The 12,302-nt window shown below is 32.7% G+C and carries 12 protein-coding genes; 8 read left to right on the top strand and 4 right to left on the bottom strand.

The annotated features are described in order from the left end of the window. Window positions 1-73: 73 nt before the first annotated feature. Complete coding sequence (oadA, locus tag ACKI5C_RS05240; protein ID WP_407432140.1) at window positions 74-1,783, top strand: sodium-extruding oxaloacetate decarboxylase subunit alpha; 1,710 nt, start codon at window positions 74-76, stop codon at window positions 1,781-1,783. A gap of 154 nt (window positions 1,784-1,937) precedes the next feature. Then, window positions 1,938-2,708 (top strand): SDR family NAD(P)-dependent oxidoreductase, encoded by a 771-nt coding sequence (locus ACKI5C_RS05245; protein ID WP_296807620.1) that lies wholly within the window; start codon window positions 1,938-1,940, stop codon window positions 2,706-2,708. Between the two features lie 87 nt (window positions 2,709-2,795). Here the strand turns inward: ACKI5C_RS05245 and queC are convergent, their stop codons facing one another. Both queC and larC read right to left on the bottom strand, forming a co-directional pair. Next, window positions 2,796-3,473 carry a 7-cyano-7-deazaguanine synthase QueC gene (gene queC / locus ACKI5C_RS05250; RefSeq protein WP_407432141.1) on the bottom strand — a complete coding sequence of 226 codons (678 nt, stop codon included), beginning with the start codon at window positions 3,471-3,473 and terminating at the stop codon, window positions 2,796-2,798. Continuing rightward, a complete protein-coding gene (gene larC, locus ACKI5C_RS05255) occupies window positions 3,470-4,639 on the bottom strand; it encodes a nickel pincer cofactor biosynthesis protein LarC (RefSeq protein WP_407432142.1) in 1,170 nt (389 codons plus the stop codon). The genes queC and larC overlap by 4 nt, the downstream gene beginning before the upstream one ends. Before the next feature lie 214 nt (window positions 4,640-4,853). Between larC and ACKI5C_RS05260 the strand changes: the two genes are divergently transcribed. The 4 genes from ACKI5C_RS05260 (at window position 4,854) to ACKI5C_RS05275 (ending at window position 7,655) form a co-directional block, all read left to right on the top strand. Continuing rightward, window positions 4,854-5,897, top strand: coding sequence for a phosphatidylglycerophosphatase A (locus ACKI5C_RS05260; RefSeq protein ID WP_407432143.1), 1,044 nt, complete (start codon window positions 4,854-4,856; stop codon window positions 5,895-5,897). Between the two features lie 36 nt (window positions 5,898-5,933). Beyond that, window positions 5,934-6,116, top strand: a complete 183-nt coding sequence (locus ACKI5C_RS05265) for a hypothetical protein (protein WP_407432144.1) — start codon at window positions 5,934-5,936, stop codon at window positions 6,114-6,116. A gap of 202 nt (window positions 6,117-6,318) precedes the next feature. Continuing rightward, the gene (cobS, locus tag ACKI5C_RS05270; RefSeq protein WP_407432145.1) at window positions 6,319-7,101 is read left to right on the top strand and encodes an adenosylcobinamide-GDP ribazoletransferase; all 783 of its coding nucleotides are present in this window, start codon (window positions 6,319-6,321) and stop codon (window positions 7,099-7,101) included. A 14-nt stretch (window positions 7,102-7,115) separates the two neighbouring features. Continuing rightward, window positions 7,116-7,655 carry a tRNA (cytidine(56)-2'-O)-methyltransferase gene (locus ACKI5C_RS05275; protein WP_296798646.1) on the top strand — a complete coding sequence of 180 codons (540 nt, stop codon included), beginning with the start codon at window positions 7,116-7,118 and terminating at the stop codon, window positions 7,653-7,655. Here the strand turns inward: ACKI5C_RS05275 and ACKI5C_RS05280 are convergent. Continuing rightward, window positions 7,652-8,746 (bottom strand): DUF763 domain-containing protein, encoded by a 1,095-nt coding sequence (locus ACKI5C_RS05280; RefSeq protein WP_407432146.1) that lies wholly within the window; start codon window positions 8,744-8,746, stop codon window positions 7,652-7,654. The two genes, ACKI5C_RS05275 and ACKI5C_RS05280, sit on opposite strands and share 4 nt — an antisense overlap. A 143-nt stretch (window positions 8,747-8,889) precedes the next feature. Between ACKI5C_RS05280 and ACKI5C_RS05285 the strand changes: the two genes are divergently transcribed. Then, window positions 8,890-9,624, top strand: a complete 735-nt coding sequence (locus ACKI5C_RS05285) for a peptidylprolyl isomerase (protein ID WP_407432147.1) — start codon at window positions 8,890-8,892, stop codon at window positions 9,622-9,624. Window positions 9,625-9,631: 7 nt separating this feature from the next. Here the strand turns inward: ACKI5C_RS05285 and ACKI5C_RS05290 are convergent, their stop codons facing one another. Then, complete coding sequence (locus tag ACKI5C_RS05290) at window positions 9,632-10,123, bottom strand: fumarate hydratase C-terminal domain-containing protein (protein ID WP_407432148.1); 492 nt, start codon at window positions 10,121-10,123, stop codon at window positions 9,632-9,634. 694 nt (window positions 10,124-10,817) lie between these two features. Between ACKI5C_RS05290 and ACKI5C_RS05295 the strand changes: the two genes are divergently transcribed. After that, window positions 10,818-12,302, top strand: a 1,485-nt coding sequence (locus ACKI5C_RS05295; protein ID WP_407432149.1) for an MFS transporter, incomplete at its 3' end; no start/stop codon positions are given.

The following is a 12,302-nucleotide window of genomic DNA, read 5'->3' on the forward strand; positions in this document are numbered from 1 at the left end:
AATATATATTAATACATAATGCAATAAAATTTATTCAAAATTTTTTAAATAATTAAAAGAGGTGTTTATTGAAATGGCAAAAGTAAGATTCACTGAAACTGCACTTCGTGATGCCCACCAATCTTTACTTGCGACTAGGATGAGAACAAGGGACATGATTCCTATTGCAGAAGAAATGGATAAGGTTGGATATTTTTCTGTAGAAGCATGGGGTGGAGCAACTTTTGATACTTGTATTAGATATTTAAATGATGATCCTTGGGAAAGATTAAGAAATTTAAAGTCTGAATTTAATAATACTCCTATTCAAATGCTTTTAAGAGGACAAAATTTGGTAGGATACAAACATTATCCCGATGATGTTGTAACAAAATTTGTTGAAAAATCATATGAAAATGGTGTGGATATTTTCAGGGTTTTTGATGCTTTAAACGATATTAGGAATATGGAAAAAGCTATTAAAGTAGCTAAAGCCCAAGGTGCTCATGTTCAAGGTACTATAAGTTATACAATAAGTCCTGTTCATACTTTAGATGATTTTGTTGATTTGGCTAAAGACCTTGAAGCTCTTGACTGTGATTCTGTAGCTATCAAAGATATGGCTGGATTAATTACACCTGCTGCTGCATATGAGTTAGTATCTAAATTAAAAGAAGAAACTGATATGCTTGTAGATTTACATTGTCACTGTACAAGCGGTATGACTCCAATCAGTTATTATGCAGCTTGTCAGGCAGGTGTTGATATTTTGGATACTGCAATTTCACCATTATCATGGGGAACATCACAGCCACCAACTGAAAGTATGGTTGCAGCTTTACAAGGAACTCCATATGACACAGGATTGGATTTAAAACAATTGACTCATATTAAAGAGTACTTTGATGATATTAAAGAAAAATATTCCACATTGCTCGATCCTATTGCAGAAAGTATTGATACTGATGTATTATTATACCAAATTCCTGGTGGAATGCTTTCAAACCTTATTTCACAGCTTAAAGAGCAAAATGCATTGGATAGATACGATGATGTTCTTGAAGAAATGCCTCGTGTTAGAAAAGATATGGGTTACCCACCTTTAGTAACTCCAACAAGTCAAATTGTAGGTATTCAGGCTGTAATGAATGTATTGGGTGGAGAAAGATATAAAACTGTATCCAACGAAGTTAAAGAATATATGAAAGGTAATTATGGTAAACCTCCTGCTCCTGTTGATCCGGTAATTTCTAAAAAAATAATCGGTGATGAGGAAGTAATTACCTGCAGACCTGCAGATTTATTGGAACCTGAATTTGAAAAGTTCAAATCTGAAGGTATGGAAAAAGGATTTGTTAAATCTGATGAAGATGCTTTAACTTATGCATTATATCCACCAATTGCTCCTAAATTCCTTAAAGGAGAAGCTGAGGAGGAAGAACTCAAAGCTCCATCAATTGCAGATGATTCTGAAATTGGAATCCCAACACAATATAATGTTGAAGTTGATGGTGACGTATTTGAAGTTAAAATAATGCCTACCGGATTTATGGAAGTTGAAGAAACTGAAAAAGGTCCATTCACTCCAGTTGAAGGTGGAGTGTTCTCTTCAATGCAAGGTATGGTTATTAAATTAAGTGTTAATGTAGGAGATAAAGTATCTGTTGGCTCAACTATTGCAGTAATTGAGGCTATGAAGATGGAAAATGATATCCAGTCCGAAGTAGAAGGTACTGTAGAAGAAATCTTTGTAGAACCTGGTGACGCTGTAAGTGCCGGAGATATTTTAATGGTTATCAAATAATAACCATTTCTTTACTTTTTTTTAAATATTTTTCATCGTTTCAATTTGTACGAATTTTTTTTTAAAAAATTTAGGTATTTATAAATATTACTTTTTTTATAAATAATAATATCAAAGTTTAATATAGCTTTGAATATTTTAAGGAGACAAAAAGATGAAAAACTACTTTGACATTAAAGACAAAGTCGCTCTCGTTACTGGAGCATCTTCCGGTCTTGGTTGGCAAATTGCTCAAGCATATGCTAGTCAAGGAGCTAAATTAGCATTATTTGCAAGAAGAGAAGAAAGACTTATTGAAAACAAAAAAACATTGGAAGACGAATATGGAGTAGAAGTAATGTATGCTGTAACAGATGTCGGTGACCCTGAAAACATCGCTGAATCTGTTAAAAAAGTAGTGGATCATTTTGGAAGAATCGATATCCTTGTAACTGCTGCTGGTATGGGTAACAACAAACCTGTTGTTGATCAAAGCGCTGAAGAATGGGATAGACACATCAAAATCGATTTAAGTGGTGTTTACTACACCTGTGCTGAAGTAGGAAAAGTAATGATTGAACAAAACTATGGTAAAATCATTAACATTGGTTCAATCCACTCTCGTGTAATCTTCCCTGGTGGAGGAATTTCCGCATACTCCTCAGCAAAAGGTGGAGTAATGAATTTAACCAAAAACTTAGCTGTTGAATGGGCTAAATATAATATTACCGTTAACGCAATCGGACCTGCAGTATTTGCTACTGAATTAACTACCGAAAGTATTGAAATGGAAGGATTCATGGACTTAATCGCTGCATATTGTCCAATGCAAAGACTAGGTGAACCTGGTGAACTCGACGGTCTTGCAATTTACTTTGCATCCGATGCTTCAAGCTTCTGTACTGGTCAATTAGTTTGTGTAGATGGTGGTTGGACAGCTATTTAAGTGTAATTTTTAATTACACTTCTTTTTTTTATTTTTTTAGTTAAAATAAGTATTTTTTATTAATTACTAGAATTTTCTAGTAACAGATTATTTCTCATATTTTGTCAAATCTTTAACGCCTGCTTTTTTAAATCCTCGTTTTCTTCTCATACAACTTTCACATACGCCACAATGTATTTCTGTACCTTTATAACAGGAATAACTTAATTCCATCGGTGCATTAATATCGAAGCCCAATTTGACAATCTCATCTTTGTCCAAATCAATGGCGGGCGCCTTTATTTCGATATTTATTGGTGAACCTACTTTAAATAATTCATTAAAACTTTCTAAAAATTCCTTAGAATTGTCGGGAAATGTGTTTGCTTCTTCCTTGTCCCATCCGACGATTATTATTTCAGCACCAATACTTTCTGCATATGATGCTGCAATTGATGTAAAAACAGTATTTCTGGCAGGAACCCAAACACTGCTTGCACTTTCTGTAGATTTTTCCATATCATCCAAATCATCAAAATCAACTTCTGGAATATCTTCAGAGGTATTTAAACTTGATGTACTGATTTTTGCTAACCAGTCTAAATCTATCACTGAATGTGTAAAACCCATTTTTTTACAGATTTCTTCGGATGCTTTTAGTTCTTGTTTAAATGCTTTTTGACCGTAATTGAATGTTATTGCATGAATGTCATAATCTTTTGCATAAACGCTTGCCGCTACAGTACAGTCAAGTCCTCCGGATAATACTGCTATTGCTTTTTTCATTGTATTATCTCCTTTACTTTTCTTAAACTAAGTCCGGTATCCAGAGCAATTCTTTTTAAATCTTCATATTCTGCTCTGTTTGAGATTATCTCTCCATTGACATAACCTATTTTGAAAGTAACTTCATATTTTTTACCTTTTATTTCAAATGTTTTTTTAACGAATTCTCTTTTAGCTATTCCTCTATGAATATTCGGAGCTATTCTAATACCTAAACTTCCTGTTTCTTTAAATATTAAATTAACTATTTCATCTCTTTTGTCTTTTTTAGAAATGACTTTCAATAAACTTCCCTGACGATTTTTTTTCATTATTATAGGGGTTATTGACACATCTGAGGCTCCAGCATCCAACAATAAATCAAATAGATAGCCAATTTCTTCACCAGTCAAATGATCAATATTGGTTTCAATAACATCAATCTTGTCATTTTCATTAATGGTTTTTGTTTGAATAATTCTTAAAACGTTTGGATGGTCAAAATCCTTGCTTCCTGCCCCGTAAGCTACTTTATCACTTTGAATTAATGGAATAAATTCATTTATTTCATCACATAATTCTGCATAAATTGCACAGCCGGTAGGGGTGGCAAGTTCACTTGAAACAGGTCCTCCTTTAAAATTCAATCCTTTCAATATTTCTACTACTGCAGGAACAGGAACGGGCAGAATTCCATGAGAAGTTTTAACTTGACCTCCGCCTACAGATATTGGAAGTCCTATAATCTTTTCCTGGTCTAAATTTAGGGAGTAGTATGCCCATACAGAACCGATAACATCAGCTACCGCATCGCTTGCTCCAACTTCATGGAAGTGTATTTCATCCAAACTTTTTCCATGAACTTTTGACTCGGCAATAGCTATTCTTTTAAATATATTTAGGGATGTTTTTTTAATATTTTCATCCAGGTTCAGGTCATTTATTGCATCGACTAATTCATTATAATGGATGTGGCCTTTTTTATCAAGCATTTCAACATGACAATACACAGCATCTATGCCATTTTTGTTAACTTCATCAAAATTCACATTAACTTTACCAATAATGCCGGCTGATTCTTCCATAACTTCTTTCAACTTTTTTTCATCAGCTCCTAAATCAGCTAATGCTCCAATTATCATGTTTCCAGATATCCCACTGCCCTGAGGGTCTATAATGATTGTCATAAAAATTTTCTCCTAGAATATATTCTCATATAAACATTTAATAATAGTTTTGTTTAAATAGTATTAATAGTATTGGTGATTTTTGTTAATGACCCCCTTTTGTAAATTAAACAAATAAATCAAAAATTTGGCATATATGTCAATATAATTTTAGTTATTAAGTTATGGGATGAATTAAATAAAATAACCTGAATTGTAGATTTAAGGTGAAATAATGAATAGGGTAAATGTTATAGAGAAAGATTATGCGGTTTTTATTAATAATCCAAAGCATTTTTTAGCTATCAGTGATTTTACAGTAGGTGGTGGAATCAGTGTTGTTGAAAATGTAAATATTATAAAATCAACTGAAAGTTTAGAATCATCTAAACAGTCACTTAATAATGACAAAAGACGTTACATCGCTCAGGAAATTGGATCTCTAAACTATTTTAAAAAATTTTTTAAAAATATTGGTATGTATACATTTATGGAAAATGATTTGATTATTCAAGATTTCACTGATAAATTAAAAGTTGCAAATTCACCAAAAGGATTTCATGACGCAAAAATTAACATAAGCAATGTTATTTATATAAATAAGGTGTTGTCTAAAAAAGATTTAATTATATTATTTAAACGGGTTACAAAAGTTAAAGCAAAATATTTGGCTAGTTTAAATTTACCTCTTCACATTAATAACATTTTAAATAACGATGATTTTTTAGCTGTTTTATGTGCTGTTCCAAAAAATGAAAATGACGGGTTCGATGATTTTGATATTGATGAGTTGGATATTGAAAAAGCAATTGAGGAATCTGTTGATGAAGCATTTAAACGCTTTGATTTGACCTTTGGAATTCTTGATTATCTTGTCTCACAAGGCATATTGATTGGAGATATGATTGAAGCTGGAATGGCTTTGGTTGATGATGCTGATGTAACAGATGAACTTAAAGAAAAAATGGAAGCACAATTATTAAAATCATTATCTGATATTAATATAATTACTTTATTGATGGCTGCAATAAGAACAGAACAGGACTTTACCGGAAATAATATAAGGGAAATTAATATTGATGAAAATCCTGCTCATTTTTATGCTGATGAACTTTTGGGATTATCCATTGCAAATCAAATTGCCGGAACTAAAGCAGCATTTAATTTTAAACTTTACAAAGAAGTAAAACCTGGAATTATATATGGTCTTCCCCCAATGTTGGATGATGTCTTCGCAGGATTAATTGCAGGATGCATGACAAAAATATTGCATGACTAATTAATTAATTTCGAGGCATATTATCATTTCTGGGAGATGAAAAATCTTCAGGCGGTTGTCTGGCTGCCGGAAGAGGTTTTTTTCCATATCAATTCTTATGGCGGTGCAGAACCTTGTTTTGATTCACCATATTCTTATATAAATGTTAGGGACACTTCTCTTCTTAAAGCATTAGATTCAAAATTTTCGAATCACTTTGGGTTAATCATATTCTTTTAGATGATTATGATGGTGGATGTGTTCTATTTGAACATGGGGAGGGGGTGGAAAAATTATTGGATGATTAATTTAAACATGATAATTTTTCCACCTAAACTATAATAAATATAATTTATAAAATATATAGTCATAAAGAAAAAATTAATGTGATTATTTAAATTTTGGCCATAACCAAAGTTAATGATATTTTTGAGGAATAAAAATGGAACATGATGATTATTTCAAAGAAGAGGGATTTTCACCAATAAAATCTCTTTTGGGATTATTAACTTTCTCAACAATACTTCCAATTAATGTTTTCACTTCAATTGAATATATGACTCGTTTAGTATGGTGCTGGCCTTTCATCCATTTGTTTATAGGCTTTTTAGCAGCTATTTGTGGATTTGTCTTTGGACAACTCCTCCATTTAAATACATTTTTCACAGCTGTTATAGTATATGCATTTTTAATGTTAATAACTGGTTATAATCATCTTGATGGTGTAATGGACATGGCTGATGGGGTTATGGTTCACGGAACGCCTGAAAAGAAAATGGCTGTTGTTAAAGACTCATCTGTTGGTGCCGGAGGTATAGCAACATTATTTTTAGTAGCTTCACTAACAATTGCCGGATTAACTAATATTTTGGATTATAACTTTATTATGGGCATTGTAATCTGTGAAATGGTGGCTAAAACTTCACTTTTAACGACAGCTTTAACTTCCAAACCATTAACTCCTGGAATTGGAAGCCATTTTATATTGTCAACTAATACATTCAACTATATTCTGTCCTTAATAATTGTGGCTATTATAACATTCTTATTGGGTGGTGTAGTCGGATTGATTGGGCTTGTAGGAGCTATTTTTTCCGGATTTATAATTTCTGTTATTGCAAAAAGAAATTTCGGTGTTGCAAATGGTGACGTGCTTGGAATGAGTAATGAAGTTGGAAGATTAATGGCTTTGCTTTTCATGTCAATAGCTTTAAATTTTTTATAATTTTTGGTGATAAGATGAATGTTAATGTTTTAAGATTGGATCATAGATTAAAAAGAGATACTCGTATTACTACTCATGTTTGTTTAACTGCCCGTGCATTTGGAGCAAGTAAGATTTACCTCGCAGGTGAGGAAGATAATAAGTTAATGGATAATGTAAGGGATACTGCCAAAAGGTTTGGCGGTAGCTTTGAAATAGAGCATACTGATTCTTACATGGGCGTTATCAATAAATGGAAAAAGGATGGTGGAAAAGTAGTTCACCTAACTATGTATGGTTCACAGGCTCATGAAGTGGCTCCTGAAGTCAGAGAAGACGGAAGCGATATTTTGATTATTGTCGGCGGTTCTAAAGTTCCTGGAAAGGTTTATAAGGCTGCAGACTGGAATGTATCAGTTACAACTCAGCCTCATTCAGAAGTATCTTCCCTTGCGGTATTTCAGCATTTGTTAATGGATGGCAGTGAATTTGATTTGGAATTTGAAAATCCTGTCTTGGAAGTAATTCCTACAGCTCATGGTAAAAATGTAAATATTCATGACGAGAACCGTTAGGATATAAAATCATCTAATCTTTTTATTGCTTTTAATTTTTCATCTTTTTTTATTCTTGCCTGGTCAAGAGCATCTTTTATTGTTTGGATTGAATGGTCATAAACTTCTTTATCAACAGGATAGGGAAATCCGTCTTTTCCTCCATGTGTGAAACTGTATTTAACAGGATCTTTCCAGCTTGCAGGTTCACCATAAACCAAATCTGATATCAATGCAAGAGCTCTTATTTTTTTGGGACCTATTCCCTGAAGCAGGATTAATTCTTCATAATTTTCAGGCTGTATTTCCCAGGCATTTTTCAAAACTTCAAATTCTTTATCGGTGATATCCATATCCAATACGGGGTGATGTGATGGCATTGAAAAATCTTCTAAAAGCATTTGATTATCTTTTCTTTTAAAATATTGCCTTAAGTGGTCAGGATTATCATTTATTAAGTCAACACTAATTTTCTGGGCGGATTTGCTTTCTTCATCTGTCATGTTGAGAGTATTTGGCGTTTTTTTATCACAGGATATTCCGCTGTGTGGATCCAGAAGTAAATCATTAACTTCTTCACCCATCCAATGATAGCGTCGTGCGTATTTATTTTCTGTGTTCATTCCCTGCTGGATTACTGCCCAGTCTCCCTTTTCGGTGACAAAGAAGTTATGCTGATATAATGTGTAGCCGTCCTGAATGCATGAATTGTCAATTTTTGCGGATAATTTGCTTGTTTCAATTAATTTTTCAGTAGTTTTTGTTTTTAAATTAAAAATATCTCCTGCATGAGCAATACCATCAGGAGTTTTACGGGATTTTGCACCTTTTCCTCCACTTAGATAAATTCCATGTTCTTCAGGAGATAAGGATTCTTTAAGAGCACCCATTGTAGTGGTTGTTGTACCTGAGGAATGCCAGTCAAAGCCTAAAACACAGGAAAATGCCTGAAACCAGTAGGGATTAGAAATCCTTCTAATGAACTCATTTAAACTGTATTCTTCAATAATAACTGAAGTTAATGCCCCTGACAGCTCAACCATTCTTGAAAACAACCATCTTGGTGGATGGCCTCCATGTAAGGGTAAATTGACTGCTCCTCTTCTTTGCATGATTATATTTTTGTAATTAATTTATTTATAAAATTTCGGTGAGAGCATTTGAACACTATTAAAAACATAACTTTAATAATGAGTTTTATATATATTTATTAATGTTATAATGTTTATTAAATTATTATAGGAGCGTATTATTTATGGCAATTAAAGATGGCGATTTTGTTCGCGTAAATTTTACTGGTAAAATTAAAGAAAATGACGAAGTATTTGATACTACTTACGATGAAATAGCTCAAGAAGCTGATATTTTTGATGAAAACAAAACTTACAAACCAATTCCTATTGTTGTTGGAGGAAACCATTTATTACCTGCTATTGAAAAAGAAATTGTTGGTCTTGATGCTGGAGACCGTAAAACTGTAGAAGTTGACAGTGAAAATGCTTTTGGTGCACGTGATCCAAAAGCAATACAATTAATACCAATGAAAGAATTCAAAAAACAAGGTATGACTCCATATCCTGGAATGAGAATTTCCGCTGAAGGTGGAGAAGGTAGAATCTTAACCGTTAATGGTGGAAGAGTAAAAGTTGATTTCAACCACCCATTAGCAGGTAAAGACTTAATTTATGATGTTGAAGTAACAGAAATCATCGAAGACAATGATGAAAAAATCAAAAGTATGATTGAGTTACACTACTCCAATCCTAATGTCGATTTAGAAAAAACCGAAATTTCAATCGAAGACGGTGTTGTAAGCATCCAATTAGATGAAATGGCTAAATTCGACCAACAATCTTACATGGACATTACTTTCGCAAGATTCAGAATAGCTAAAGATATCTGGGAAAACATTGAAGAAGTCACTAAAGTTAACTTCGTTGATGCTTTCGAAAAAAGAGAAGAATCTGATGATGAAGAAGATGAAGAATAATCTTCTTCTAAATACTTTTTTTATTACTGACCGCAACTATCCCGGGAATATTTTCAACTTCTAATTTGTACATGGCTTCTATGCCTTCATTTTGAAATAAAACACACTCTTTTTTTAGGACTTTGCTTGTTAATAATGCTGCAACTGGTGGTGTTATAACAAAAATGGAATTATTTTCACTTAATGCATTAGTTGTTTCTTCGTGAAGCATTCCTTTTCCGATATGTATCTTAACTCCATGTTCGCTTAAAAAGGGGATGGTTGATTCAATTTCCTCTTTGTTGCTTGTTGTAGGAGCTATTCCTGCATCACTGACTGCAGTATGCATTATTGCAGATCCATTCAAATCAAAATCTAGCTTATCTTCTTTGATTAATTCAACAAGCTGTGGCAGGGCTGCATCACGACCTGTAAAAATCACTCCGGAAATAGAAACCTGATCTCCCACGTCAAGAGATAGAATTTCTTCATCAGAAATTGGTGTTGTTATCTGTTTCATATCTAATTTTATAACATTAATTTATTTTAAAATTTCTTATTTTTATAAAAATAATAAAGATATGCTGTTAATTTGTTTTCGATAGGGATATTTTGTTATATTTAACTTTTAGTTATGATAAACATGTAGCTGGTTTAAAGAAACCCGAAATTGCATAATCTAGATTCACCATTGTTGATTTGAGATGTTTAGTGGGGGGATGTTGTAAAAGAGGTTTGTGAACCTAGCTATATTGATTATCAACAGTAATACTTGGAAATATATTATAAAAATTTTAATTTTTAAAGTAGTTATTTTCTGGGGTAATCTTTTTAGTGGCTGAAGTATATGTGCTGATTAATTAAATTAGTATACTTAAAACAACGGGCACATAATAATTCAATAGCGTTGGCAGTACTTTGTCCATATTAAATGGACCATGGAATTTTTAGAAAAAATTACAGCATATCCTAATGAAGCTATTCATGATGATTGTGTAGTGGTATTTAATAGGGATATGAAAAATAGCTAGAGAAAAAGAACTTCATAGAATTGATGTGGATAGATGGTATTCTACATAATCTGTGGGTAAAACATTTTAACAAAAATCCAGTCCAAAAATTTAATCATTGGTAAAATCAAATATATTCATGCTAATGTTTAAAAGTCATCATGTTAAAATATTTTAAAATTAATATGTTGGAGGATTATAAATATGAATGAAAGGGCTAACGAAAATTCTTGGATTCCATTAATAGTTGTGGCTTGTGCTTCTTTTATTATTGTATTGGACTCTTTATTTATGAATGTTAGCATTTCTCACATTGTTGCTGATTTAAATAGTGATGTTAGTACTGTTCAAATGATTGTGTCGTTTAATACTCTTATTACGGCTGCGTTAATACTGCTCAGTACCAAACTTCAGGACATAGTCGGTAAAAAGAAACTGTTTTTAATTGGTGCTGCACTTTTTGGTATCGGCATATTTATTGCAGTAATAAGTTCAAGTGTTATAATGTTTTTTGTCGGATGGTCAGCGATTAAAGGCGTTGCAGGGGCATTAATGCTGCCTGCCATAGTTTCAATATTAAGTGGAACATATTCCGGCAAAATGCGTACAATTGCTTTGGCAACTCTGGGAATAGTGGCAGGACTTGCAGATATTCTTGCTCCACTCCTTGGTGGGGTTATTACAACTTATTTCAGTTGGAGATATACTTTTGCATTCGAATTAATATTCATTCTCTTTATTTTAGTAATGCAAAATAAAATACCTAATTTCAAACCTACTGAATCTAAAAACGATTTGGATATTATTGGCGCTATAATTTCTAGTATAGGGCTTGTTTTACTTGTGCTTGGTATTTTGACTTTGACTAAGGATATTACTACCAGTATAATTGAGATAATTTTGGGATTAATGGTCTTGGCAATCTTCATATGGTATGAACTCAAAAGAAAAAGGTCAGGCAAGGTTCCATTGCTTGATGTTGAGTTATTCCGAGACAGTAATTTGCGTCTGGGGGCATCAATTAAGTTATTATATAATATTATAATAGCCGGAACATTTTTTGTATTGGTTCTGTTTTTCCAAAGTGTATTTCAGTTAAATCCATTTGATACTGGGTTGGCTTCACTTCCGTTTTGTATGGCTTTGCTTATTTTTTCAGTGTCCGCTCCAAAATTAATTGGAAAACTGAGTCATAAGAAACTCATGGCAATAGGATGTATAATTTCTATTGTCGGATGTCTGATTTTAAGTTATCAATTTAAATTAAATATATCATTATGGGGTTTAATTCCCGGACTGTTTTTACTTGGATCAGGAATTGGTTTTATGATGGCTTTAAGTTCAGATGTTGCATTATTCGATATTCCTCCTGAAAGCCAAAATAACGCATCAGGTATTATTTCAACTGGTGAGACATTAGGTTCATCATTGGGTACAGCAATTATCGGAATAGTTCTAATTCTTGGAGTTATGGGAGGTATTAGTACTGCAATCGATACCTACGCACCTGATTATTCAGGAAACGAGCAATTCCATCAGGAGGTCTATGATTTCTTCCAAAAATTAGATACTATTGATGGACAAGATAGTATTGTTGTAAATACTGCAGATATGATTATTCAGAGTGCAATGGCATCTGTAATGATGGTATTGGCCATCGTGTTAGGAGTTATTCTAATTTTAACGCTG

The sequence above is a fragment of the Methanobrevibacter sp. genome (assembly GCF_045646045.1).
Classification (GTDB): domain Archaea; phylum Methanobacteriota; class Methanobacteria; order Methanobacteriales; family Methanobacteriaceae; genus Methanocatella.

Coding starts and splice junctions, on each gene's coding strand:
- oadA (WP_407432140.1), top strand. CDS start 74: ATGGCAAAAGTAAGATTCACTGAAACTGCACTTCGTGATGCCCACCAA.
- ACKI5C_RS05245 (WP_296807620.1), top strand. CDS start 1,938: ATGAAAAACTACTTTGACATTAAAGACAAAGTCGCTCTCGTTACTGGA.
- queC (WP_407432141.1), bottom strand. CDS start 3,473: ATGAAAAAAGCAATAGCAGTATTATCCGGAGGACTTGACTGTACTGTA.
- larC (WP_407432142.1), bottom strand. CDS start 4,639: ATGACAATCATTATAGACCCTCAGGGCAGTGGGATATCTGGAAACATG.
- ACKI5C_RS05260 (WP_407432143.1), top strand. CDS start 4,854: ATGAATAGGGTAAATGTTATAGAGAAAGATTATGCGGTTTTTATTAAT.
- ACKI5C_RS05265 (WP_407432144.1), top strand. CDS start 5,934: ATGAAAAATCTTCAGGCGGTTGTCTGGCTGCCGGAAGAGGTTTTTTTC.
- cobS (WP_407432145.1), top strand. CDS start 6,319: ATGGAACATGATGATTATTTCAAAGAAGAGGGATTTTCACCAATAAAA.
- ACKI5C_RS05275 (WP_296798646.1), top strand. CDS start 7,116: ATGAATGTTAATGTTTTAAGATTGGATCATAGATTAAAAAGAGATACT.
- ACKI5C_RS05280 (WP_407432146.1), bottom strand. CDS start 8,746: ATGCAAAGAAGAGGAGCAGTCAATTTACCCTTACATGGAGGCCATCCA.
- ACKI5C_RS05285 (WP_407432147.1), top strand. CDS start 8,890: ATGGCAATTAAAGATGGCGATTTTGTTCGCGTAAATTTTACTGGTAAA.
- ACKI5C_RS05290 (WP_407432148.1), bottom strand. CDS start 10,123: ATGAAACAGATAACAACACCAATTTCTGATGAAGAAATTCTATCTCTT.